Below are 25,020 nucleotides of genomic sequence, written 5' to 3' on the forward strand. Positions count from 1 at the left end.
TGCCCAGCCGGTCGGCGCCGACGACCGACCGGCTGGGTGCACGGGTCACTTGCCGTTCTTGTACCTGTCGTAGTCCTTCTGGTTCAGTTCGAGGTACCGCTTCAGGCCGACGCCGTCGAGACCCTTGACGTAGGCGTCCCAGTCGGAGTCGATGTTCTTCGACCCCGTGATGAAGGCCAGCTCGCCCTGCGAGACGTAGCTGTCGAGGTTGGTCTTCAGGGTCGCGATCTCGGCGCTGGCGCTCGGGTCGGTCCAGACCGAGACGGTGGGGAAGAACTGCGCCTTGTCATCGTGGCCCTCGTACAGCTTGGTCGCCTGGAACAGCCGCCGCTCGTATCCGGCCTCGGCGTAGATGTCCATCGGCACCACGTTGGCGTTGCGGTAGGCGAGGGTCAGGTTGTACTGCGCCATCGAGTCCCAGGAGAGGTTCTTGGGCGCCTGCGAACCCGGCGTGCGCTTGTACAGCGGCTGGACACTGTTGTCGAGCGCGATGTCGTCGGGTCCCGGCTTGGTCCAGCCCACGCCCTCCGGACCCATCACCGCGATGTTGGTGCCCTCGGTCGTGTAGATGTAGTCCAGCATCTTGATCGCCGCGAGCTGCGCCTCCTTGCTGGACTTGTTGGTCAGCATGAAGGTGAAGGTGCTGGAGCTCGGGTAGTTCAGGCCGCTGTAGTTCTTGCCGGACGGCCCCGTCAGCGGGGGCGCGGCGTCGTACTGCTTGTCGCGGCTGTCCTTGGAGCCCAGGTTCACGAAGATGGCCGGGTGCAGCAGCGGCGACGAGCCGATCATGACGGCGTCGGGGTTGTTGCCGGTCGCCTGGAGTGCCTCGGCGTTCTGGGTGAACGAGGCCGGGTCGATCAGGCCCTCCTGGTACAGCGAGCGGATGTACTTCAGGCCTTCGCGCCATTCGGGCGTGTTCACCGGGGTGGTGACCTTGTCGCCGTTGAGGGTGAGCAGGCCGAGCCCGCCGTTGTTCGCGCCGGCCGGCGGGTAGGCGAACGCGCCCATCAGGTAGTCGATCAGGTGGCCGTCCTGCACGTCGGCGGTCATCGGGATCTCGTCGGCCTTGCCGTTGCCGTTCGGGTCCTGGGTCTTGAACGCCCGCAGGACCGTGCGCAGCTCCTCGGTGGTCTTCGGCATCTGCAGGTTCAGCTTCTTCAGCCACGCGCTGTTGATCCACAGCTTGTTCGGATAACTGCAGTGGAAGCAGTCCGACCATTGCGGTAGCGCGTAGATGTGCCCGTCGGGCGCGGTCGACATCTCCTTGAGCGTCTTGTTGGTGTCCAGCGCCTTCTGGATGTTCGGCGCGTTGTCCTTGATCAGGCCTTCCAGCGGCACCGCGACGCCCTGCTTGCCGAGCTTCAGCACGTCGGCCTGTGAGAACCCGTCCACCCAGGGGATCAGCATGAACAGGTCCGGGTAGTCGCCACTGGCGAGCGCGATCTGCCGCTTCTCCCGGGCCGGTCCGGCGTCGAACGTGGTGGTCTGCCAGCGGAACTGGATCTTGAACTTGTCACTCATCAACTTCGTGACCGGGTTGGTGTCCAGGTTCAGGTCCGCGTTGGCGGGCGCGAACGTGTCGATGATGACCTTGCCGTCCGGACCGAACTCGGGCTTGGCGCTGCCGGGCGTTTTCTCGGAGGTGCACCCGGCCAGTGCCAGCGTCGTGGCGACCGCCAGCGCAGTGAATCTTTTGTTGATGGCGCGCACTTTTCTAGGTTCCTTCCAATGGTGAGGGTGGGGTGTCAGCCCTTCACAGCGCCGACCATCACGCCCTTGGTGAAGTGGCGGGCGATGAAGGGGTAGATGAGCAGCACGGGCAGGCTCGATACGACGATGAGGGCGTACTTCAGCACGTTGGCGAGCTGCTGCTGTTCGAGCAGCTGCGCCGCGTCCGTTGCGCCGACGCCGCGCTGGTTGAGGATGAGCATGTTCCTGAGCACGATCTGCAGCGGATAGAGATCGGGATCCTTGAGATAGATCAGGGCGTCGAAGTAGGTGTTCCACTGGAAGATCGCGTACATCAGCGCGAGGACGGCCAGCAGCGGTTTCGACAGCGGCAACACGACCGACCACAGGTATCGCAGCTCGCTCGCCCCGTCGATCATCGCCGCCTCGTAGAGGTCGTCCGGGATCGAGTTGGCGAAGAAGGTACGTGCGATGATCACCTGCCAGACGCCGATCGCGTTGGGGATCAGCAGCGCCCAGCGGGTGTTCAGCATGCCGAGGTCCTGGATCACCAGGTACGTCGGGATCACGCCGCCCGAGAACAGCATGGTGAAGATCAGGCCGGTCATCAGCACGTTGCGCCCGAAGAACGTCTTGCGCGACAACGGGTAGGCGATGGCCACGGTCAGCGTGACGCTGATCAGGGTGCCCGCGGTGGCGTAGATCAGCGAGTTGTAGTACCCGCGCAGGAGCTGCGGGTTCGTCAGGGCCTCTTCATAGGCGCGCAGCGAGAACTCCACCGGCCAGAAGGTCACCCGGCCCGCGGAGACGGCGCTCGCGCTGCTGAACGAACTGGCGACGATGTAGATCAGGGGCAGCAGCACCAGCGCCAGCAGGACTGCCAGCATGATCGTGACGACGACCAGGAACACGCGGTCCCGGAAGGGCTCGCGGACCTTCTTCACGGCGGCCGGCTTGCGCCGCGGCGTCGACACGTCCGATGTCGTCAGCGTGCTCATCCCCACAGTCCCTTCCCGGTGATCCGCTTGGCGGCGAAGTTGACGAACAGCAGCAGGCAGAGGTTGACCACCGAGTTGAACAGGCCGACGGCGGTCGCCATGCTGAAGTCCGCATTGATCAGGCCGGTCTTGTAGACGTAGGTCGGGATGATCTCCGACTGCGCCAGGTTCAGGTAGTTCTGCAGCAGGTATGCCTTCTCGAACCCGATCGCCATCATGTTGCCGACGCCGAGCACCAGGATGATCACCGCGGTGGGCATGATGCCCGGCAGGTCGACGTTGCGGATCCGCTGCAGCCGGCTGGCACCGTCGATCTTGGCCGCCTCGTGCAGCGCCGGGTCGATGCCGGCCAGAGCGGCCATGTAGATGACGGCCGAATACCCCGCCGTCTGCCACACGTCGGACCAGACATAGATGTGCCGGAAGTAGCTCGGATCGCCGAGGAAGTCCACCGGCGGGATCCCGAGCAGGCCGAGCCCGTCGTTCACGATGCCGATCCGTGGCGACAGCACGAGGATCGTCATCGAGACCACCACGACGGTGGAGATGAAGTAGGGCGCGTAGGTGACCATCTGCACCGTGCGCTTGAACCAGCCGTCGCGGATCTCATTCAGCCCGATCGCCAGGAGGATCGGGATCGGGAAGCTCGCCAGCACAAGGTAGAACGCCAGGATGAAGGTGTTCTTCAGCAGCGTGCCGAAGACCGGGTTGCTGAAGAACAGCTCGAAGTTCTTGAACCCGACCCAGTCGCTGCCCCAGGGTCCCTGGATGACGTTGTAGTCCTTGAACGCGATCACGGCGTTGCTGATCGGGATGTACTTGAAGATGACGAAGTACGCCACCGGCACGATCACCAGCAGGTAGAGCTGCCAATGCCTGCGCCAGGACCGCTGCGCCTCGGCCCAGCGGCTGCGCCGGCGGTACGGGGCGGCGTTGCGGCGCCCGCCGGAACTGGCCGGCGGCTCGGTCGCGCCGGCCGGCGGGTTCGGGCGCTGACCGGCCATCGCCGTCTCGGCCTGCGGGCCTGGCGGTGCTTCGTCGGGCTGCCCGGTCGTACGTAACGGTGACCTCACTGTCACACCTCCTGGTGCTGGGGCGCAGAGGTGGCGCCGGCGGGTCAGGCAACGACGAGCGACTGGATACTCACCGCGGCCGCTCCGCGGGCCCACTCCTCGAAGGGCAGCGGACGGATGGACAGGGGACAGTCGACGGCGGCGCCGAATGCCTGGCGTTCGAAGCCGGCGCGGATGTGCGCCTCGAACAGGTCGTAGGCGGCCAGACCCTCGCCGGACACGACGATGCGGGCGGGACCGACGAGGTTCGCGACGGCCGCGATCCCGGAGCCGATCGCGCTGCCGGCGCGGGCGAAGACCGCGCCGACCCGCTCGTCGCCGGCGCGCGCCAGGGCCACCGCGTCGTCGATGGTGAGCTCCGGCCGGCCGGAGCGGTCCCGGGCCTGCCGGACGATGGCCTCCGTGCCGGCGATGGCCTCGACGCAGCCGCGACCGCCGCAGTGGCAGTCCGGGCCGCTGGCGTCGACGGCGATGTGGCCGATCTCGCCGGCCACACCGTGTGAGCCGGAGACCAGCCGGCCGTTGACGACCAGGCCGCAGCCGATGCCGGTGCCCACGGTGACGAGGGCGAAGGATTCGGCGCCAACGCCCTCGCCGAACCAGTGTTCGGCGGCGGTCAGGGCCTTGACGTCGTTCTCCACCGTGACGGTGAGCCCGGTTGTACGGGCCGCCTGCTGGCTCAGGGGTACGTTGCGCCAGTGCAGGAACGGCGAGTACCGGACCTGGCCGGTGGTGCGGTCCACGTCGCCGGAGACGGCGAGCCCCAGCCGGCGGGTGCGTGACCGGTAGTCGCCGGGCCCGTCGAGCAGCCCGTCGACGAGCCGGCCGAGTTCGGTGAGGACGGCCTCGACGCTCGGATCGCTCAGCGGCCGGCGGGCGGTGGCCCGCACGTCCGCGCAGAGATCGCAGACCACGCCGATCAGCTCGTCGGCGGTGATCTTCACCCCGACGAAGAACTCGCGGTCCGCCTGGACGGCCAGCGGACTGGCCGGGCGTCCGGCGCCCGCACTGGTCCGCTCCGTCGCGGCCAACTCGTACAGGTAGCCCATGTCGATGAGCGGCCGGGCGGCCTTGGTGACGGCGGCGGAGGACAGCCCGAGCCGGCGTGCAAGGGTGACCCGGCTCAGCGGGCCCTCGGTCAGCACCGCCGTGAACACCGCGGTTGCCGCCGGGGCCGCGGCGAGCGAAGCCGTACCGGTCTCTGGAAACATAGGCGAAACGTAGGAGGCATAATTAACTTCGTCAAGTATTGAATTGCCTCGGGGGCGGTCCTACGCTCATCGGCACTCAGCGGCCTGCGGCCGCCCGCGCCGAACCGAGGACCTGATGCCCCCGTGCTGTTCGACCCCGCTCACCGCCTGTGGCTGCTGCGCGGCCCGACCACGTCGTATGCCGTCCGGCTCGCCGCGGACGACAGCGTGCGCCATGTCCACTGGGGTGCCGCGCTGACCCTCGCCCAGGCCACGGAGGTGGCCGAGCGCACCTCACCGGCGGCGAGCAGTTTCGAGGCCGTGGCCGGCGTCGACGAGCTGGCGGTGGAGGGCGGCGCCCGGTTCGGGCCGCCCAGCCTGCTCGTGCGCTTCGCCGACGGCACCCGGGCGATCGAATGGCGCTACGCCGGCCACGACGCCGACGGCGGCCACCTGCGCATCCACCTGCACGACCGGCACTATCCGCTGCGTGCGACCCTGCACTACCGGATGCACGACGGCAGCGACGTGATCGAGCGGTGGACGACCATCGAGAACCCCGAGGACGGGGCTGCGGTCACGATCCTGCGCTGCGACTCCGCCGCCTGGGCGGTTCCGCACCGCCCGGCGTACCGGATGAGCCACCTCACCGGCGGCTGGAACAGCGAGTTCCAGCTCCGGCGCACCGAGGTACCCGTTGCCGAGACGGTCCTGACCAGCCGGCGCGGCATCACCAGCCACCACGCCAATCCCTGGCTGGCCGTCGACGACGGCACCGCCGGCGAGGAACACGGCGAGGTCTGGAGCACCGCGCTCGCCTGGAGCGGCAGCTGGCGGATCACCCTGCACCGCGACCCGTTCGGCCGGACCACCTGGACCGGCGGCTTCGGCCACGAGGGACTGAGCTGGTCACTCGCGCCCGGCGAGGCGCTGGACACCCCGGTGTTCGCCGGCCACTACACCGCGGGCGGGTTCGGTGCGGCCAGCCGTGCCTGGCACGCATACGTCCGCCGGCACGTGCTGTCCCATCCCGACGAGACCCGGCCCGTGCTCTACAACTCGTGGGAGGCGACCGGCTTCAACGTCGACGAGGCCGGGCAGATGGCCCTCGCGGCGCGCGCCGCCGCCCTCGGCGTCGAGCTGTTCGTGACCGACGACGGCTGGTTCGGCGACCGCAGCAGCGACCGGGCCGGTCTCGGGGACTGGGTGCCCAACCAGGTCCGCTTCCCCACCGGGCTGGGCCCGCTCGCCGCGGAGGTGCGCCGGCTCGGCATGCGCTTCGGGTTGTGGGTCGAGCCGGAGATGGTCAACCCCGACAGCGACCTCTACCGGGCACACCCGGACTGGGTGCTGCACATGGCCAACCGCGACCGCACCGAGATGCGCCACCAGCTCGTGCTCAACCTGGCTCGGCCCGACGCCGCCCAGTGGACCCACGCGTGGCTCGACCGGCTGGTGACCGAGCACGACATCGACTTCCTCAAGTGGGACGCCAACCGCCCGTTCACCGAGGCCGGATGGCCCGGCCACGCCGATCCCGACCGGCTGTGGATCGAGCACACCCGGGCCGTCTACCGGATCATGGACCGGTTGCGGGCCGACCACCCGGGGCTGCGCATCGAGGCGTGCGCCGGCGGCGGCGGCCGGGCGGACCTGGGCATCCTGACCCGCACCGACCAGGTGTGGACATCGGACAACACCGACCCCGTCGACCGCATCGGCATCCAGCACGGATTCAGCCAGCTCTACCCGGCGCAGGTCATGGGCGCCTGGGTCACCGACAGCCCGAACCCGGCCACCGCGCGGCGCACCCCGCTGCGGTTCCGCTTCCACGTCGCCATGGCCGGCGCCCTGGGCATCGGCGGCGACCTCACCGCATGGACCGAGGACGAACTGAAGGAGGCCGCCGAGCTGGTCGCCGCGTACAAGGACGCCCGGGCGGTGATCCAGCACGGCACGCCGTACCGGCTGCGCGGCGACGGCACGCTCACCGCGGTCGAATACACCCACGGGGACGAGCACGTCGTCCTCGCCTGGTGCCCCGCCCGCCCGTTCGGCCACGGGCCCGCCCCCTTACGCCTCGCCGCGGTGCGACCCGACGCGGTGTACCGCAACCGGGACACCGGGGCGACCTATCCCGGCGCCGTGCTGCTGCACTCCGGCCTGCCCCTCGACCTGCCCCCGGGCGACCACGCCAGCGCACTCGTCCGCCTGCAGCGGCTGAGCTGAGCCGGCACGATCCAGAAAGGCACCGCCATGGCCCTGTTCGACCTACCCCTCGACCAGCTGCGCGAGTACCGCCCGCAACGCGTCGAGCCGGACGACTTCGACGAGTTCTGGCACGCGACGCTGTCCGACGCGGCGAAGCACGACCTGGCGCCGCAGTTCACCCCGTACGACGCACTGCTGTCCGGGGTGCACGTCCACGATGTGCGGTTCAGCGGCTACGGCGGAGAGCGGGTGGCGGGCTGGTTCCTCACGCCCGCGGCCGCATCCGGGCCGCTGCCGTGCATCGTGCAGTTCATCGGCTACGGCGGCGGCCGGGGCCGCCCGCACGAGTGGCTGTTGTGGCCGGCGGCCGGGTATGCGGTGCTCGTGGTGGACTCCCGCGGCCAGGGCGACGGCGACACCCCCGACCTGCCGGGCGGCGACACGCCGCAGCACACCGGCCTGCTCACCCGCGGCGTGCTGAACCCCGAGCAGTACTACTACCGACGGCTCTTCACCGACGCGGTACGGGCGGTGGACGCGGCCGCCACCCACCCGGACGTGGACGCCGACCGGATCATCGTCGCCGGCGCCAGCCAGGGCGGCGGCATCGCGCAGGCGGTGGCCGGCCTGCACCCCCGGGTCCGGGCCGCCCTCATCGACGTGCCGTTCCTCACCCATTTCCGGCGGGCCAGCGAGATCACCGACGCGTACCCGTACCAGGAACTGGCCGTCTTCTGTGCGACGAACCGGGACCGGATCGAGCAGGTCTTCGACACGCTGGGCTACTTCGACGGCGTGCACCTCGCGGCGCGGGCTACCGCACCGGCGCTGTACTCGGTGGCGCTGATGGACGCGGTCTGCCCACCGTCCACGGTGTTCGCCGCGTACAACCACTACGCCGGTCCGAAGGAGATCACGGTCTGGCCGTACAACGGGCACGAGGGCGGCGCGACGTTCCAGGCGCCGATCCAGTTGCGCTGGCTGCGCAGCCTGTTGGCCGGCTGATCGGGAGAGCATGACGATGGATGCAGATCACGGACGCGTCGGCGGCACGGCCGGCGACCTCGTACTGGCATGGCCGCAGCCGGCGTCGACCTGGTTCGAGGCGATACCGGTCGGCAACGGCCGGCTCGGTGCCATGGTGTTCGGCGGCGTGCACCGAAGCCGTTTTCAGGTCAACGACTCGACGGTCTGGTCCGGGACGCCGGACGGCCCGGCGGCCGGGCTGGCCGAGGTCCTCGCATCGGGCGCGGGCCCGCAGCGCCTCGCCGAGGTGCGACGGGCCATCCGCGAGGAGGACTACCGCCGGGCCGAGGCGCTGCTGATGTCGTTCGAGGGCCGCTACAGCCAGGAGTACCTGCCGTTCCTGGACCTGTGGATGTCGTTGGCCGCCGGCCCGGAGGCGACGTACCGGGGCCGCACGCTGAACCTCGACACCGGCGTGGTCGGCGAGACGATCGACCTGGGTGCCGGGCGCACCGTCGAGCGACGCACCTGGGCGAGCCGGCCGGCGCAGGCGCTGTGCGTCTCGGTCACGGTCGACGGCGGCACCGTGGACATGAGCCTCGAGCTGTCCTCCCTCCTGCGGGTTGTGCACCGCACGACGGACCACGCGGGGATTGTCGTGGGCGTCGAAGTGCCCATCGACGGCGCGCCGCGGCACGAGGAGGGTGTCGCCGAGCCGCTGCGGTACGCCGGACAACGGACCGACGGCTACGACCCGTTCGCCGCGGCCGCGGTCCGGATCGACACCGACGGCACGGTGGTCGTCGCCGGGGACACCTGGTCCGTCCGGGGCATGACGCGGGCCCTCGTGACCCTGGCGAGTGCCACCAGCGCGGGCGACTTCTGGGCCCGGCGAGGACCGGCGACGTCACCCGGCAGCAGGAAGCAGCACCAGGACGACGCGGCGCATCGTGCCGCAGCGGCTCGCAGCGCCGGCGCCGACGAGCTGCTCCACGCGCACGAGACGGACCTGCGCAACCTGCTCGGCGCCACGCGTCTCGCGATCGGCGACCGCCGCGCGGGCACGGTCGATGTCGCCCGGGACGTCCTGGCCGGCATCGACGACCGCCTCGTCGCGACGGTCATGTTCCAGCTGGGCCGTTACCTGCTCGCGTCGGCGTCCCGCCCGGGCGGCGGCCCGCCGGCCAACCTTCAGGGCCTGTGGAACGCCGATCTGCGCCCCGCGTGGTCGTCGAACTACACGCTCAACATCAACACGGAGATGAACTACTGGGGCGCCGAGCCCGCCGGGCTGAGCGAATGCCACGAGCCCCTGTTCGAGCTCATCGACCGGCTCGCGGTGACGGGCCGCCAGGTGAGCCGGGACCTCTACGGCACCCGGGGCTGGGTGGCACACCACAACACCGACATGTGGGCCTGGGCCCTGCCCGTGGGGATGGGACACGGCAACCCCTCGTGGGCGATCTGGATGATGGGCGGCGTCTGGCTGACCCAGCACGTCTGGGAGCACTTCGACTTCACCCAGGACATGGACTTCCTGCGCGACCGGGGCTGGCCGCTGATGCGCGGCTGCGCCGAGTTCTGCCTGGACTGGCTGGTCGACGGCGCAGCGGGCTGGTTGGACACGATTCCCTCCACGTCGCCGGAGAACGCCTTCATCTCCCGCCACGGCACCCCGGAATCCCTGTCGTACTCCACCGCGATGGACATCGCGCTGATCCGTGCCCTGTTCACGCGCTGCCTCGACGCGGCCGAACGCCTTGGGGCGCACGACGATCCGATCTGCCGGGAGATCCGCGACGCGCTGCCACGGCTGCGCCCACCGGCGGTCACCGGCGACGGCCGGCTGCAGGAATGGGTCGACGACCACCCGGAACAGGACCCCGCCCACCGGCACATGTCCCAGATGGTGGCCGTCTACCCCCTCGGCCAGATCGACCCGGAGCAGACGCCGGACCTCGCCGCGGCCGCCGCACGGCTCCTCGACTCCCGGGGTCCCGGCGCGATGGGATGGTCCTGGGCCTGGAAGATCGCACTCCGAGCCCGGCTTGGCGACGCCCGGACGGCCCGGGGCCTCTTCCTGGAGGCGACCCGCCCGTTCGGCGGCGACTCCACGACCGACGCGCCGGTCGACGGCTCGCGGTGGGGCGGCCTGCTGCCGAACCTCTTCAGCACCCACCCACCGTTCCAGATCGACGGCAACTACGGACTCATGGCGGCGATCCTGGAGCTGGTGGTGCACAGCCACGGCGGCGTCATCCGCCTGCTCCCGGCCATCCCCGCGCAATGGCCCGAAGGCTCCGCCCGGGGCGTGCGGTGCCGCGGCGGGTGGAGCGTCGACCTCGCCTGGCAGCAGGGCCGCCTCACGTCGTTGACGGTCCGCGGCAGTCACCTGACCGGCACCCGGACGGCCGTGATCCGCGATGGCCGGCGAACCGTCGAGGTGGCTGTCGACGCGGGCGAGGAAGTCCACTTCGGACCGGATCTGACCGAACTCGCGCCCAGGTCTCGGATACCACTCGCACCTTCGACATAGCTCGATGCCTGCAGCGTCCGGGTCGAGGTTCGCCTCGGCCCGGCCGCCGCCATGCCCGGGCGGAGGCGCTATCCGGGCGTCACCGGGCGGACCCCGCCGATTGCCGCAGGCGCACACGATCGCAGACCGCGAGCGCCTGCCGGAGGATGGCCTGAACCGCATCGAGGTCCCCGTGCCTGAGCGGGCGGGACAATCCGGCGAGGTGCGCGCGGAGTTCGTCCAGCGCATCGCGCGTTCCGGCCGGCCGGGTCGCGCCGCCCCTGATGCGGTGGATGGCGCCGGCGCCGGCGAGGAAGCTGAGATCGCGGCTCACCGTGGAGTTCGACGCGCCGGTGGCGTCACGGATCTGGCCGATGGTCACGTACTCGTGTTCGGCGAGCAGCTGCAGGATCTGGCGGTGGCGGTTCGCGGCCAGGACCCGCTCGTCGGGTGGTAAGTCGCCGGTCATGCCGGGCGGTGATCGGGATCGAACAGCACGGCAGGCATCGTCGTCCTCGGTTCGGCGATTCGGCGGCGCCGGCGGGTGCCGCCGGGTGCCGGTCGGTGGTGACGGGTGCCGCCGAGCGTAGGTCCGCCCGCCCGGCGAAATCAATACTTGACGAAGTTAATTATTGCTTCTACGTTCCGGCTAGGTTGCCGCAGACCGGCATCGACTCGATCGCGCCGGCCCGCCGTGGCCCGGCACCACCCCGCCCCCAATCGAGAGGTGTGACTGTGAGGTCACCGCTACGCACCGCCATGCAGGCCGACCGACCCCAGCCCCCACGCAGGAGCCGAACCCGTTCCGCCGCCGCCGTCCTGGCCGCCGCGCTGCTCACGCTCCTGGGCGCGAGCGCCCATCCGGCGCAGGCCGCCGCCGGATACGACCGGAAGCTGAGTGCACCGCCCGCCGCGGCGCCCGGCGCCCTGCCCGCCGTCGCGCCCCCATCCGATCCGCTCACCGCGACGCCCAAGGCGCCGGCCGCCTCGAGCGCCGACCCCTGGGCCGTGCGGCCGTACATGGGTTGGAGCAGCTACAGCATGCAGGTCTACTCCGGCAACTCGAAGTGGATCACGGGTGACCAGCTCATCAAGCAGTCCGACGCGATGCACGCCAAGCTGCAGCAGTACGGCTACGACCACATCAACGTCGATGCCGGATGGAACGACGGGGTCGACGCCAACGGCCGGCCGAAGCCCAGTGCCACGCTCTACCCGCAAGGCCTGCAGAAGGTCATCGACCACGTCCACGCAAACGGCCAGAAGTTCGGGCTCTACATGATCCCCGGCATCTCCCCGGACGTGTACAACGCGAGCCTGCCGATCGCCGGCGCCCCCGGCTGCACGACGCACGACATCGTCGCGCAGCCGCCGCGACCCTCCGACTACTGGCACATCGGCTACAAGATCGACTTCTCGAACCCGTGCTCGCAGCGGTACATCGACTCGATCGTCGACCTCTTCGCCCAGTGGGGCGTCAACTTCGTCAAGTTCGACAGCGTCACCCCCGGCTCCGGGGTGAGCGACCTGTCGCTCGACGCCCGCGACGACGTCGCCGCCTGGTCCGCGGCGCTCAAGGCGCACAAGATCTGGTTCGAGCTGTCGTGGGCGGTCGACCCGAAGTACGCCGACTACTGGCGGTCCAAGGCGAACGGCTGGCGCGTCGAGTGGGACGTCGAGTGCTACTGCGCCAACGACGCGCTCACGAAGTGGGACAACATCGCCCGGCTCTTCCCGGACGTGGCTTCCTGGTGGCGCAACGGCGGCAACGGCGGGTGGAACGACCTCGACTCGCTCGACGTCGGCAACGGCACCATGGACGGCCTGACCCGCGACGAGCGGCAGACCGCGATGACGCTGTGGGCGATCTCCGCCGCGCCGCTGTACCTCGGCAACGACCTGACGAACCTCGACTCCTACGGGCTCAGCCTGCTCACCAACCCCGAGGCGATCGCGGTCGACCAGGCCGGGACCCCGGCGCGCCCGGTCTCCACAACGACGCAACAGCAGGTTTGGTACGCGCTCAACGCCGACGGCAGCTACACCGTCGCGCTGTTCAACCTCGGCCGTACCGAGAAGGACATCACCGCGAACTGGTCGGACCTCGGCCTGACCGGTGCCGCCACCGTGCGCGACCTGTGGGCCCGCAAGGACCTCGGCCGCTTCCCCACCGGATTCACGGCCTCAGGTGTACCGATCCACGGCGTGCGCCTGCTCAAGGTGACGCCGCAGGCCGGCGCTGCCGTCGCCGTCAACGACGACGCCCTGCGCGTCGGCTACGGCGGCGACTGGACCCGCAACGGCGGGAACGAGGTCGCCGCCACCTCGCAGCCGCTCACCATGAACGTCACCGACACCGGCACGCCCGCTCCCCCGTCGACGACCGGCCCGTTCCGCACGATCACCCACGACGACACCGACCCGGGCGTCGCGTACGTGGGATCGTGGTCGCAAAGCACCGGCCGCGGGCTCGGCGACTACGGCGACGGCGTGCACTACACCGAGCGCGACGGCGACTCGTTCCAGTACACCTTCCAGGGCACGGGCGTCTCGTACCTCACCGAGATGGACACGTCACAGGGCAACGTCGACATCTACATCGACGACCAGCTCGTGAAGACCGTGAACACGGGACGCGACCCGGGGCAGCCTCGCCTCGCGCAGCAGACCGTCTTCACGGTGAACGACCTGCCCAACGGCAGCCACACGCTCAAGGCCGTCAAGAAGTCCGGCGCCTTCATGCTGCTCGACCGGATCGACGTGCTGCAGCCGAGTCTCATCGACCCGCCGGCGGCGTCGTTCGACAAGAAGGCGCCGGCGGACGTGCAGGTGAAGGTCCTGCGCACCGGCAGCGAGTTCATCGGCGTCTCGCGCGGCGGCACGGCCCTCAAGCAGGGCAGCGACTACACGCTGTCGGGGTCGACCGTGACCCTGCGCTCGGCGTACCTCGCCGGTCTTCCGCTCGGCACGGCGCAGCTGGACTTCGCGTTCCGGGGTGACTATCTGGACGACGTGCACGCCACGACCCACAACGGCGACTCGGTCTCGTACACGTTCCGGGGTACCGGCGTCGACTGGATCACCGCCACCGCACCCGACCAGGGGCTCGTCGACATCTACATCGACGGCAGACTCGCCGGGCGCGTCGACACCCGCACCGACGCGCGCGTGACACAGCAGCCGGTGTTCAGTGTCTCGGGGCTCAGCAACGGGCAGCACACCTTCATGGCAGTGAAGGCGTCGGGCGACGTGATGCGCACCGACGTCATCCGCTACACCACCCGATGATCCGCAGGAGGGCCGGAGCGCCGCCGCCGGCGGCCCCGGCCCTCCTACCGCTCACAGCAGCCACACCGACACCCGCTCGCGATGGCAGGCCACCAGCCTGGCGGTGGCGAGGCACTGCGGCGGGGCCGGCCAGTGCTCCGCGCGGCCCAGCACCGTCACCGCGCCCGTGGCGAGGTCGAGGCGGCCCACCAGCGAGCCCCCGGGGTTGCGGTCGGTGACCAGGGCGGCGCGGCCCGGCAGCGCCGCCACGACGTCCCACGCGCCGAAGCGGCGCACGACCCGGCCCGTCGCGGCGTCCAGCACGACGGCGCCGAGCGACGGATCGGCGGCGTTCGGGGTGGGCTCGGTCGCCCACATGTGGCCCGCGTCGAAGGGGCCGAGGTGCGTCCAGCCCGAGACGCTCCACCGCTCGTCGCCGGTGTCGGGGTCCACCACCGTGGTCCGCCCGACGCTGCCGGTGCACAGCACGGTCCCGCACCACCACAGGCCGCCGGCCGCCGCCATGTCGGTGTGCTGCCACAGGCGACGGCCCGTCGTCAGGTCGAACACGGCAGTGTCCAGCAGCGTGGTGCGCTCGAAGCGGTACACCAGCAGCCGGTCGCCGGAGATGTCGAAGCCGTCGACCGTGCCGAGGTCGGACAGCGCGACCGTACGCACGACCGCGGCCGAGCCGGCGTCGCGGATGAGCAGCGTGCCGCCCGGGTCGAGGTCGGCGATCTCGGGCCGGCCGTTGTCCGTCAGCACGCGGCGCACCGCGGGCGTGCCGAGCTCCCAGCGCACCGCGCCCGTGCCGATGTCGAGGCCGAGCAGGCGCCCGTCGATCGCGCTGTCCGCGCGGGCGATCAGCACCGCCGGCGGGCCGTCGCCGGACGGGAGCGACGGCACGTACCCGTCGCGCCGCCAGACCTGGGCGCCCGTGGCGGCGTCGAGGCCGACGAGCGAGGCCGTGCCGGTCGCCGGCTCCACGACGGACAGCACCACCCGGCCCTGCGACGCAGCCAGCAGCTGCGCGCCGGGCTCGACCGGGACGCTCCAGCGGCGGGCGCCGCCCGGCATCCGGTACGCCGCCACGGCCGTGCGCATCAGCAGGAACAGCGCGTCGCCGTCGGCGCGCATGTCGCCGATCCCGTCGCCCTCCAGCACCACCGACGGGGCCGGCGGCACGGCCGGACCGTCACCGGGCAGCAGCAGCACGACGAGCAACCCCAGCAGCCACCAGCGCCGGCGTGACGGCGGCGCCTGCACCGGCGCCGGCCCGACCGGGCCGGAGACGTCGAGGTCGATCACCGCATCATTTTCGCCCAGGACACGTCGCACAGGTACCGCTTGTATGGCCGGGAGCCGTTCAGCTCGGATGCGGTACCAGGTCGAGCGCGGCCTCGACGGCGACCTCTTCCATCCCGTACAGCAACGCCTCCGCGTCGCCGGGCGAGACGAAATGGGTGTCCATGAACAAGGTGATCTGCATGGTGTCCGGTACGTCGTCGATGTGGACGAACAGCCGCTCGAAGGGATCATCCTGCCGGATCGTCCAGCGGAACGTGGTCTGGCTGCCGGAGAGCGCCTCGCGAATCTGCTCCGGGGTCGCAGCCGGGCCGCTCGAGGCCGCGCGTGTGTTGATGCGGCGGTCGTTGTAGAAGCAGGCGATGTCGAAGTCCGGGCCTCGGTCGCGGGCGACGCTCGCAATCAGGTCGTCCAGGTGTACCGGATGGAAATAGGCGTGCTTGTAGGCCGTCATCGCCGCCCGGCGGGTCCGCGTCAGGACCTCCGGGAAGGGCGCCCCGGCAACGTCCAGCGCGCACAGGCCGCTTTCGGCGACGGTGCACACCACGTCGGCGAGTCCGGCGCGGAAGCGGTTGTTCACCGTGGGGCGGAACACCACCGGATTGATGCCGGTCATCCGGTGCAGCGCCACCCCGTAGACGGCCATCAGCACCGGCGAGGCGTCCATGCCGGCCCGGTCGGCGATCGCCTGCGTCGCCAGGTGCAGTGCCAGGGACCTGAACTCGCCCCGCCAATGGCGTGGCTGGCGCGGGTCGTCCGAACCGGCGAACCGGCGGACCGGGATGGTCCGCAGCAGCCGTTCCCAATAGCGCAGCGCCGCCTCGTTCTGTCGGACACCGGCCGGCGAACGCTGCCACCGGGCCTGCTCCAGCGGCTGCATCCCCTTGATCGGCGCGGTCACCCGGGCGTCGAGCTCGGCGATCATCAGCGCGGCGCCCGATCCGTCGGTGACCAGGTGGCACAGGATGATGACCAGGTGCGTCGGCAGGCCCGCTCGCAGCACCACGCCCATGCGCACGGGCCACTGCGTCACGAAGTCGTAGTCGGTCTCCTGGTACCGCCGGCTCAGCGCCTCGGCGGTCTCCGCCGGGTCGTCGTCGCCGGCGTCGACGACGTCCAGCGCGATCTCGCCCGAGCCGGAGACCACCTGGGACGGCCGGCCGTCGTCGTCGAAGCGTAGCCGGGTCCGCATTGTCTGGTAGCGGCTCATCAGGTAGCGGAGGTTCTCCACGACGTCGGCGAGGGTGGTGCCGGCGGGCAACGGCGTCGCGCCGCCCATCGGCAGCCAGGAGTTCTGGCGCCGCATCGCCATCCACAGGTCCAGCTGGCCCCAGGACAGGTCGTCGACGCCGGAGCCCTCGCCCTCGAAGGCGACAATGATCTGTTCTGCCATGCCACCGACCCTTCCCTGATGCCGCGACATCCATCGATCGCCCGCGGCCTAATCGTACAGAGTCTTAACAGATAAGAGGGTCGCCGCCGTAGGCTGACGCCGTGACGGAATTTCCGCGATTTGATGTGCCCCGATTCGATGTGCCCCGATTCGATGTCCCCGGCCGGGTCGCGCTGGTGACCGGGGCGGCGCGCGGGCTCGGGCGGGCCATCGCGCTCACCCTCGCGCACGCCGGGGCCGATGTGGCGCTCGGGCTGCGCGACGTCGAGGCCGACGCCGGACTCGCGGCGGAGATCCGCGAGCTGGGCCGGCAGGTGCTGCCGCTGCAGATGGACATGACCAGGACCGCGCAGATCGGCGCCGCCGTCGACGCCGTGGTGGAGCGCTTCGGGCGGCTCGACATCCTCGTCAACAACGCCGGGATCGCGCCCGAGAACCCGGCCGAGGACGTGACCGAGGCGGACTTCGACGCCACGCTCGCCGTCAACCTCAAGGGGACGTTCTTCGCCAGCCAGGCCGCCGGGCGGGTGATGATCCGGCAGCGGTACGGCCGGATCGTCAACGTCGGGTCGCAGGCGGGCGCGGTGGCGTTGCCCGGCGAGGCCGTCTACTGCATGACCAAGGCGGCCATCGCCCACCTCACCCGGTGCCTCGCCGTCGAGTGGGGGCCGCACGGGATCACCGTCAACGCGGTCGCGCCGACGTTCGTGCACACGCCCGGCACCGAGGCGTACCTGGCCGATCCGGCGCACCGGGCCGACGTGGTGGAGCGGATCGCGGCGCTGCACCGCATCGGGGAGCCGATGGAGGTGGCGGGGGCGGTGCTGTTCCTCGTCTCGCCGGCCGCGTCGCTCATCACCGGCGAGGTCATGCTCATCGACGGCGGCTGGACCGCTCGCTGACCGGGTGGCGCCGGCCGGTCCCGGGAACCTGCAGGGCCGTCAGCCCGCAGTGAGGCGGAAGATCGGCCAGCCGATCTCGGTGCTCCATCGGGCCGGATCGTCGGTGTCGCGCGGGCCGACGAGGTACGTCTCGTGGACCGGGCCGGCGACGGCCAGCGCGTGGTCGACCACCCAGGCGCCGAGCCGGCCGTAGGTGACGTCCACGTCGTCGTGCGGGCCCTGGTGCACGGCGACGGCGAGCTCGGTCGCCGGCAGGTCGAGAACCTCGATGCGGCCGGACCCGTGCGGTGCGCGGACCGGGCGGTACACCGTCATGGCGCCGGCGCCCTCGGTGAACAGCTCGTTGGCGTAGCGGCCGCCCGGCGGGCCGGTGCGCTCGGCCGGCGGGTACGCGGCGTCGAGCTCGGCCATCGCCCCGTCGTACCACTGCAGGGAGTCGGTCAGCCGTACGTCGGCGGTGATGGCCGCCACCGTCCGCACGGCGACCGAGCGGAGCTCGATCCGCAGCCCGGGATCGTCGGGGCGGAGCAGGTGGCGCAGCGCGACGACGGCGCCGCGGGTGCGGTCCAGCGCCTCTTCCAGGCGGCGCAGGTGGCCGGTGATCAGTTCGGTGCGGGTCCGCGGGTCGTCGGCGGCGATGATCGCCTTGACCTCGGCCAGCGGTACGTCCAGCTCGCGCAGCCGGTGGATCACCTGAGCGTTCGGGATCTGGTCCGGGGAGTAGTAGCGGTAGCTGGTGTGCGGGTCGACCGCCGCCGGTTCGAGCAGGCCGGCCTCGTGGTAGCGCCGCAGGGTCCGCACGCTCAGGTGGGTGACCGTCGCGAACTCGCCGATCGTCAGGCCCGCACGCATGCGACGCACTCTGCACCTTTCTCGAGGGCTGACACCCTTGACCCTCTCCCAGCGAGAGGGTCGACGGTAGAACTATGCACGCAATCGCCCGAGATGAACTGCCCACCGTCATTACCGAATACCTCACGGCGGACCAGGCGCGCGACCTCGACGCGGCCGTCGCCTGCTACACGCCCGACGGGGCCGTGACCGACGAAGGGCACACATACCGCGGCCCCGACGAGATCCGCGCCTGGCTGTCCCGCGCGGCGAGCGAGTACACCTACACCTCCGAGGTCGTCGGGGCGTACCGGATGGATGACCGGAACTTCGACGTGGTGCATCACCTGGAGGGTGACTTCCCGGGTGGCGTGGTCGACCTGCACTTCCGGTTCGCGCTGCGGGACGCGCGGATCGCCGGGCTGGTGATCGAGCCGTGAGGACCTGGTTCATCACCGGAGGGACCCCGGGCGGGTTCGGGATGGCCTACGCCGAGGCGGCGCTCGAGGCCGGGGACCGGGTGGTCCTGACCGCCCGGCGGACCGAGCCGCTCGACAGCTGGGCAAAGACCTTCGGGGATCGTGTACTCGTCCTGCCCCTCGACGTGACCGATGCCCACGCGGTCCGGGATGCGGTGGCAGCGGCCGAGACCCGCTTCGGCGGCATCGACGTGCTGGTCAACAACGCCGGCCGTGGCTGGATCGGGTCGGTCGAGGGAATGCCCGACGCGGCCGTGCGCGACCTGTTCGAGCTGAACTTCTTCGCCGTGCTGACCGTGACGCGCGCTGTGCTGCCGGGGATGCGCGCCCGCGGTACCGGCTGGATCGTGAACATGTCCTCGGTGGCCGGCCTGCGCGGCGTGGTCGGGTTCGGCTATTACACCGCCGCCAAACACGCGATCGAGGGCCTCACCGCCGTGCTGCGCGAGGAGGTGGCGGAGCTCGGTATCCGGGTGCTGGCCGTCGAGCCCGGGGCGTTCCGCACACATGCGTACACGGGTTTTGCCGGCGAGCCGCTCCAGGAGCCCGTCGCCGCCTACGCGCCGCTGCTGGAGCGTGTCCGCGCCACGATGATCGACCAGGACGGCCGCCAGCCCGGAGACCCGGCCCGCGGTGCCCGCGCCGTCCTCCGGGCCATGAGCCAGGATCCCCCACCGCATCGCCTGGTCCTTGGCGGCGACGCCTTCGAGGCGGTCACCGCGGAACTGGCGGCGGCCACGGCCGACATCCGGATGAGTGAGGGCCTGGCCCGCGGCGCAGATTTCCCGGTCGATCCCGACTGAGGGCGGACGTGCCCCCTCGCAGTGGAGGGGGCCGGTCAGGCCCGCTGCAGCCGCGGCGCGTTGTCGATCTCGCCGTACTCCAGGCCGGTGGCCGGGTTCACCATCTGCCCTCGGCCCTCCTCGTCCGGGTCGAAGTCGTCCGGGTTGCGATCCGCGGCCCGCTGCCACTCCAGCCGCGTCGGCAACGGGCCAACTTCGGCCCCGGCCGCGGTCTGGTCGTACACCCGCTCAGCCATGACCGCTCTCCCGTCGGTTGGCAATGAGTTCGCTAGATCTCCTACCCGGGGGCGGCGGCGCAAACCCCCGGCTGCTCACCTTCGGTACACGACTCGCTCCCACCGGCTGGGTGGCTTGAGCGCCTGGGTGGCCTGCAGCGCGGCGGTGACGGTCGTGTCCGAGGTGGTGAGCTTGAGTGCGCCGGCACCCGCTCCCACTGCGAGGCGGGTCGGCACGGTGGCCGGAATTTCGATCCGGTAGGTCAAGCCGGGCCAGCCGAGCACGTTCACGTCGCCGGCTGGGGCCAGGGATGTGGTCCTGTCCCGGAGTCCCCGGACGGTCGCCACGACCTGGCCGGCGCGCACGACCTGGTACTTGTGCAGCAGGCCGGTCGCGGCCTGGATCAGGCGACGGCTGGCGTCGAAGGCGTCGGCCATGTTCGGGCCGGCTCCGAACACCGCGCCGAGGACCCTGAGCCGCTGCCCTTCGACGGTGATCTCGGCCGCGAAGAGCAGGCAGCCGCCGGACTGATCGGTGGAGCCGGTCTTGATGCCGACGATCCCGTCCTTGCCGAGCTGTGTGTTGACGTTCCGGACCAGCCCGACGTCGGGGAGCGTCGCTTGCGGCATCGCCACGATCTGGGCCAGTACCGGCACCCGCATTGCCGCGCGGGCCAGGATGACCTGGTCGGCGGCGGTGCTGACGGTGGCCGGGTCGAGCCCGGCCGGGTCGGTGTAGTGGGTGTTCGCCATCCCTAGCTGCGCCGCGGTCTGGTTCATCTCGGTCGCAAACGCGGCGCTGCTGCCGGCGTCCCACCGGGCGAGGATGTGGGCGATGTTGTTGGCCGAGGGCAGCAGCAGGGCCTGGAGGGCTTGCCGCACGGTGAATGTCTCGCCGGCCGCAACCGGGATCAGCGACTGCCCGGAGGCGAGCTGGGACGGGTAGGCGGCGGCCTCCTCGGCCGAGACGGTCAGCGTGGGGCCGTTCTCATCCACGCGCATGGGATGGTGCTGCAGGACGACGTACGCCGTCATCACCTTGGCCACGCTGGCGATCGGCACGGGTTTTGCACCGCCGGAGGTGCCCAGCCGGCCGAGCCCGTCGATCTCCAGCGCTGCCTGACCGGCCTGCGGCCACGGCAGCACGGGCGCGGCGCCGGGAATTTCGTACATCTGCGGAACGGTCTGCGCGATCCGCAGCGCCGGCACCGGGCGGCTGAGCCTGAACGCGACGAATCCGGTGATGGCCAGCAAGGTGGCCACCACAGCCACGGCCACCCACAGCCATCGACGACGAGCCGGCTGCGGCGCAACGACCGGCTCCGGCTCCACACTGGTACTGGTCAATCCGAACCCCCACGGACGATCGCTCAAACGTCGAGCCGCGGTATGAACGCGGCGTTCCGCGCTACCCGATCCGACCGCTGGCTAACGTCCGAAGCGGTTCGTCGACGCCCGGCGGTCCGGAAGCTGGCGGCACCAGAGGGTGAAGTGCGCGTTTCCCTACCGCAGGTGATTGAGAATCCGCAGCCACAGCGGGCTACCCCGGCGGGCGGTCTGCATCTCCGCCTGCCGCGACGCCTCGACCGCCGCGAAGCCGTAGGTGCGCATCCGTTCCTCGTACGCGCCGATCGCCGTGACGACGTCGCCGCCTCCGGTGATCGCGGCGCACAGGTTCGCCGCGTCCAGCAGCGCCGTGTTCGCGCCGGAGCCGCGGGCCGGGCTCATGGCGTGGATCGCGTCGCCGAGGAGGGTCACCCGGCCGGGCGTCCACGCCGCAACGCGTTCGGAGCTGCGGACCCGGATGTAAAACGTCTCGTCGACGGCGGCCCTGGCGAGCAGGGTGCGCAGGTCGGGGTGCCACGACCGGATCGCCGCGCACGCGACGGCGTGCAGCGCTGCCGCGTCCATCCCGGTCAGCTGTGCGTCGGTGGCCGGGAACCGGTCGCGCTGTGCGGACACGCCCCACATCAGGTAGTCGCCGACAGGGCTCAGCCGCGCTCCCGGCGCGATCGCGGCGGCGGCCTGCGCAGGACGCGAGCGGAACTCGACCATCCCGGCCGCCAGGCCGACGTGGCCGCCGACGACTGCGGTAAACCCCTCGTACATGGCGGGCGGGACGAGCTGCCGCACCGCGTCGCCGAGCGGTGTCCTGCCGTAGATGACCCGCGCGCCGGTGTCCACGATCGACGCGCCGGGCAGCAGCGTGCGGCGGACCGCCGAGTTCACGCCGTCGGCGCCGACGAGCACGTCGGCGCGGCCGGTCGAGCCGTCCGCGAACCGCAGCGTCACCCCGTCCGGGTCCTGCTCGTATCCTGCGACCTCGCGGCCGGCGTGAATCCGGTCCTCGAGCCCGATGCCGAGGATCTCGCGAAGGATGCCGCGGTCGGCCGACGTGCTGAGCGTCGCCGGGTCGTCCAGGTCGCGTCCGGGGTTGCCGTGCGTCTCGTGCAGGACGCGAAGCCGGGCGGAGAGCACGGTGAACTTCGTGCCTGGCCGGCCCGTCGTGGCGAGGAACAGCCGGAACAGCTCCGGTGGCAGGCAGCGCTCGAGCGCAAGACCGGCGCGTGAGTCCATGTGCAGCCGATAGCCCTGCCGGCGGGCGTCGGGCGCGGCGTCCCGCTCGTAGACCTGGGCGTCGACACCCGCCCGCACGAGCCCCTGTGCAAGGCACAGCCCGCCCAGGCCGGCCCCGGCCACCGCCACCCGCAGACCGCTCATCAACGACGAACGGTAGCCACCGTGGTCAAGTCGCCCGGTCGTGGGGAGCTGTCACAAAATAGGCGCCTGCGTTGTCATAGCTGGCGGCAGCGAGAGACAGGGGACGATGGTGCGGACGATCCTGATCGTCGGCGGTGGGTACGCTGGCTTCTACACGGCCTGGAAACTGCAGAAGAAGCTCCGCCGGGGCGAGGCGCGCGTGATCGTCGTCGACCCCCGGCCGTACATGACCTATCAGCCGTTCCTGCCCGAGGTGGTGGCCGGATCGGTCGAGGCGCGGCACGCTGCCGTCTCGCTGCGCCGGCACCTGAAGAAGACGCAGCTCATCGCCGGGCGGGTCACCAGGATCGACCACGCGCACAAGACCGTTACCGTGCGCCCGGCGGTGGGCGACTCCTACCCGCTGGAATACGACATCATCGTCGTGACCGCGGGCGCGGTGACCCGCACCTTCGCGATCCCGGGCCTGACCGAGCACGCGATCGGCATGAAGCACGTCGAGGAGGCCGTCGCGATCCGCGACCGGCTGCTGACCGCCTTCGACCAGGCCGCCGGGCTCCCGCCCGGCCCGCTGCGCCGCAAGCTGCTCACCGTCACGTTCGTCGGCGGCGGCTTCTCCGGCGTCGAGGGCTTCGGCGAGCTGCTGGCGCTGGCCAAGTCGCTGGTGCGACGCTACCCCGAGCTGAGCCCGGACGAGGTGAGCTACCACCTGGTGGAGGCGAGCGGGCGGATCCTGCCCGAGGTGACCGACGGGCCCGGCGAGTGGGTGACGCGCTCGCTGCGCCGGCGCGGCGGGCACGTGCACCTGAACGCCCAGCTGCTCTCCGCGATCGACGGCCACGTGGTGCTGTCCACCGGCGAGGAGTTCGACTCCGAGCTGATCGTCTGGACGGTCGGCAACGCCGCGAACCCGATGGTGCACAACCACACCGACCTGCCCATCGACCAGCGCGGGGTGCTCGTGGTCCGGCCCGACCTGCGGGTCGGCACCGACGAGGCGCCGGTGCCGGACGCGTGGGGCGCCGGCGACGACGCGGCCGTCCCCGACCTCGCCGCGGGGCGGCCCGGCGCGGCGACGGTGCCCAATGCCCAGCACGCGGTGCGGCAGGGCAAGCTGCTGGCCAGGAACCTGATCGCCTCGCTGCGCGGGCGCGAGCCGAAGCCGTACCTGCACCACAGCCTCGGCGTGGTCGCCACGCTGGGCCTCGGCCGCGGCATCTTCCAGTACCACCGCCTGGTCATCAAGGGCTTCCCGGCCTGGCTGATGCACCGCGGCTACCACGTGCTGGCGGTGCCGACCTGGGAGCGGAAGTTCCGGGTGCTCGCGGTCTGGGCGACCGCCGCGCTGTTCGGCCGTGACATCGTCTCCCTCACGTCGGTGCAGCACCCCCGGGAGGCGTTCCTGGCCGGTGCCGGCCCGCGCGTACCCGCTGTCGTGCTGAATCCCGCGAAGCCGCGCGGCTGAGCCTTGTACTGGCAGTACATGGTTGCGAACGAGAAGCGGCGTCAGCGTTGCGGCATGAAGAAGGTAACCATGCGAAACACCGTTGATCTGACCGGGCGGCTCGCCGTCGTGACCGGAGCGAGCAGCGGCGTCGGACTCGGCCTGGCCACTCGCCTGGCCGCGGCCGGCGCCGAGGTCCTCCTGCCGGTCCGCGATGAGGCCAAGGGCAATGCCGCGCTGAGCCGTATCCGCGCCGAGTCGCCCGGTGCCGACGTGTCGCTGCGCGAGCTCGACCTGGCCTCGCTCAAGTCGGTGCACGCGCTGGGAGACACCCTGAACGCCGAGGGCCGGCCGATCCACATCCTGATCAACAATGCCGGGCTGATGACGCCGGCCACGCGGCACGCCACCGCCGACGGCCTGGAGCTGCAGTTCGGGACCAACCACATCGGGCACTTCGCGCTCACCGGCCGGCTGCTGGCGCTGCTGAGCGCCGGCGCGGCCCGGGTGACGACCATGACCAGCAGCGCGGCGCGGCACGCCGGGCTGAACTGGGAGGACCTGCAGAGCGAGCGGGCGTACGCGCCGGTCCGCGCGTACAACCAGTCGAAGCTCGCGAACCTGATGTTCGCACTCGAGCTCGACCGGCGTTCGCGAGCGGCCGGGTGGGGCATCGTCAGCAACGCCGCCCACCCGGGCACGACCCTGACCGGCCTGTACGCCGCCGGCCCCAACCTGGGGCGGGACAAGCCCGCGCGGCTCGAGGCCGTGATGCGACGCCTGGCGAGCTGGGGCGTGCTGGTCCAGGGCGTGGAGCGGGGCCTGCTCCCGGCTCTGTATGCGGCCACCGGCCCCGAGGCGCAGGGCGGACACCTCTACGGCCCGGACGGGTTCGGCCAGTTCACCGGCGGCCCGGCCGAACTGGACCTCTACCGCCCGGCACGCGACGACGCCGCGGCCGCCAGGCTGTGGGACGTCTCGCAGCGTCTGGCCGGCGTCGAGTTCGCGGCGGTGTAAG

General features: G+C 71.1%; 20 protein-coding genes. 9 read left to right on the forward strand and 11 right to left on the reverse strand.

Annotation, left to right across the window (positions count from 1 at the left end; all coding sequences use genetic code 11):
* Positions 1-45 precede the first annotated feature (45 nt).
* From ABD901_RS32950 to ABD901_RS32965, 4 genes are read right to left on the reverse strand one after another with little or no spacing between them, the layout of a single operon-like run.
* Positions 46-1,710 (reverse strand): type 2 periplasmic-binding domain-containing protein, encoded by a 1,665-nt coding sequence (locus ABD901_RS32950; RefSeq protein ID WP_345132781.1) that lies wholly within the window; start codon positions 1,708-1,710, stop codon positions 46-48.
* A 35-nt stretch (positions 1,711-1,745) separates the two neighbouring features.
* Entirely contained in the window at positions 1,746-2,687 is a 942-nt protein-coding gene (locus tag ABD901_RS32955) for a carbohydrate ABC transporter permease (RefSeq protein WP_345132783.1), read from the reverse strand.
* Positions 2,684-3,760, reverse strand: a complete 1,077-nt coding sequence (locus ABD901_RS32960) for an ABC transporter permease (protein WP_345132785.1) — start codon at positions 3,758-3,760, stop codon at positions 2,684-2,686. The genes ABD901_RS32955 and ABD901_RS32960 overlap by 4 nt, the downstream gene beginning before the upstream one ends.
* 44 nt (positions 3,761-3,804) lie before the next feature.
* A complete protein-coding gene (locus ABD901_RS32965) occupies positions 3,805-4,971 on the reverse strand; it encodes an ROK family transcriptional regulator (protein ID WP_345132787.1) in 1,167 nt (388 codons plus the stop codon).
* A gap of 123 nt (positions 4,972-5,094) precedes the next feature.
* Here ABD901_RS32965 and ABD901_RS32970 point away from each other — a divergent pair, with 123 nt between their 5' ends.
* Genes ABD901_RS32970 through ABD901_RS32980 form a run of 3 tightly spaced genes read left to right on the forward strand, consistent with a single transcriptional unit; the run spans position 5,095 to position 10,663 of the window.
* The gene (locus tag ABD901_RS32970) at positions 5,095-7,179 is read left to right on the forward strand and encodes an alpha-galactosidase (RefSeq protein WP_345132789.1); all 2,085 of its coding nucleotides are present in this window, start codon (positions 5,095-5,097) and stop codon (positions 7,177-7,179) included.
* Between the two features lie 27 nt (positions 7,180-7,206).
* Positions 7,207-8,166: an acetylxylan esterase gene (locus tag ABD901_RS32975; RefSeq protein WP_345132791.1), complete on the forward strand. Its 960-nt coding sequence runs from the start codon at positions 7,207-7,209 to the stop codon at positions 8,164-8,166.
* Between the two features lie 16 nt (positions 8,167-8,182).
* Positions 8,183-10,663 carry a glycosyl hydrolase family 95 catalytic domain-containing protein gene (locus ABD901_RS32980; protein ID WP_345132793.1) on the forward strand — a complete coding sequence of 827 codons (2,481 nt, stop codon included), beginning with the start codon at positions 8,183-8,185 and terminating at the stop codon, positions 10,661-10,663.
* Between the two features lie 79 nt (positions 10,664-10,742).
* On the opposite strand, the gene ABD901_RS32985 is transcribed toward ABD901_RS32980, so the two are convergent.
* A complete protein-coding gene (locus tag ABD901_RS32985; protein WP_345132795.1) occupies positions 10,743-11,111 on the reverse strand; it encodes a DeoR family transcriptional regulator in 369 nt (122 codons plus the stop codon).
* A gap of 266 nt (positions 11,112-11,377) precedes the next feature.
* On the opposite strand from ABD901_RS32985, the gene ABD901_RS32990 reads away from it, so the two are divergent.
* A complete protein-coding gene (locus ABD901_RS32990; RefSeq protein ID WP_345132797.1) occupies positions 11,378-13,930 on the forward strand; it encodes a X2-like carbohydrate binding domain-containing protein in 2,553 nt (850 codons plus the stop codon).
* Between the two features lie 51 nt (positions 13,931-13,981).
* Here the strand turns inward: ABD901_RS32990 and ABD901_RS32995 are convergent, their stop codons facing one another.
* Both ABD901_RS32995 and ABD901_RS33000 read right to left on the reverse strand, forming a co-directional pair.
* Positions 13,982-15,217 carry an outer membrane protein assembly factor BamB family protein gene (locus tag ABD901_RS32995; RefSeq protein ID WP_345132799.1) on the reverse strand — a complete coding sequence of 412 codons (1,236 nt, stop codon included), beginning with the start codon at positions 15,215-15,217 and terminating at the stop codon, positions 13,982-13,984.
* A 58-nt stretch (positions 15,218-15,275) separates the two neighbouring features.
* Positions 15,276-16,607 carry a condensation domain-containing protein gene (locus ABD901_RS33000; RefSeq protein WP_345132800.1) on the reverse strand — a complete coding sequence of 444 codons (1,332 nt, stop codon included), beginning with the start codon at positions 16,605-16,607 and terminating at the stop codon, positions 15,276-15,278.
* Between the two features lie 140 nt (positions 16,608-16,747).
* On the opposite strand from ABD901_RS33000, the gene ABD901_RS33005 reads away from it, so the two are divergent.
* Positions 16,748-17,509, forward strand: a complete 762-nt coding sequence (locus ABD901_RS33005) for an SDR family NAD(P)-dependent oxidoreductase (RefSeq protein WP_345132803.1) — start codon at positions 16,748-16,750, stop codon at positions 17,507-17,509.
* Between the two features lie 39 nt (positions 17,510-17,548).
* Here the strand turns inward: ABD901_RS33005 and ABD901_RS33010 are convergent, their stop codons facing one another.
* Positions 17,549-18,361: a MerR family transcriptional regulator gene (locus ABD901_RS33010; protein WP_345132805.1), complete on the reverse strand. Its 813-nt coding sequence runs from the start codon at positions 18,359-18,361 to the stop codon at positions 17,549-17,551.
* A gap of 74 nt (positions 18,362-18,435) precedes the next feature.
* Between ABD901_RS33010 and ABD901_RS33015 the strand changes: the two genes are divergently transcribed.
* Complete coding sequence (locus ABD901_RS33015; RefSeq protein WP_345132807.1) at positions 18,436-18,780, forward strand: nuclear transport factor 2 family protein; 345 nt, start codon at positions 18,436-18,438, stop codon at positions 18,778-18,780.
* Positions 18,777-19,622 (forward strand): SDR family NAD(P)-dependent oxidoreductase, encoded by an 846-nt coding sequence (locus tag ABD901_RS33020; protein WP_345132809.1) that lies wholly within the window; start codon positions 18,777-18,779, stop codon positions 19,620-19,622. The genes ABD901_RS33015 and ABD901_RS33020 overlap by 4 nt, the downstream gene beginning before the upstream one ends.
* Before the next feature lie 35 nt (positions 19,623-19,657).
* On the opposite strand, the gene ABD901_RS33025 is transcribed toward ABD901_RS33020, so the two are convergent.
* From ABD901_RS33025 to ABD901_RS33035, 3 genes are all read right to left on the reverse strand, one after another.
* Positions 19,658-19,858, reverse strand: a complete 201-nt coding sequence (locus ABD901_RS33025) for a hypothetical protein (RefSeq protein ID WP_345132811.1) — start codon at positions 19,856-19,858, stop codon at positions 19,658-19,660.
* Between the two features lie 75 nt (positions 19,859-19,933).
* Positions 19,934-21,100 carry a D-alanyl-D-alanine carboxypeptidase family protein gene (locus ABD901_RS33030; protein WP_345132813.1) on the reverse strand — a complete coding sequence of 389 codons (1,167 nt, stop codon included), beginning with the start codon at positions 21,098-21,100 and terminating at the stop codon, positions 19,934-19,936.
* 240 nt (positions 21,101-21,340) lie between these two features.
* Complete coding sequence (locus ABD901_RS33035; RefSeq protein ID WP_345132815.1) at positions 21,341-22,558, reverse strand: FAD-dependent oxidoreductase; 1,218 nt, start codon at positions 22,556-22,558, stop codon at positions 21,341-21,343.
* 106 nt (positions 22,559-22,664) lie between these two features.
* Here ABD901_RS33035 and ABD901_RS33040 point away from each other — a divergent pair, with 106 nt between their 5' ends.
* Positions 22,665-24,023 carry an NAD(P)/FAD-dependent oxidoreductase gene (locus tag ABD901_RS33040; RefSeq protein WP_345132817.1) on the forward strand — a complete coding sequence of 453 codons (1,359 nt, stop codon included), beginning with the start codon at positions 22,665-22,667 and terminating at the stop codon, positions 24,021-24,023.
* Positions 24,024-24,092: 69 nt separating this feature from the next.
* Positions 24,093-25,019, forward strand: a complete 927-nt coding sequence (locus tag ABD901_RS33045; protein WP_345132819.1) for an SDR family oxidoreductase — start codon at positions 24,093-24,095, stop codon at positions 25,017-25,019.
* The last annotated feature ends 1 nt before the right edge of the window (position 25,020 follow it).

Source organism: Dactylosporangium darangshiense (genome assembly GCF_039537565.1).
Classification (GTDB): Bacteria; Actinomycetota; Actinomycetes; order Mycobacteriales; family Micromonosporaceae; genus Dactylosporangium; species Dactylosporangium darangshiense.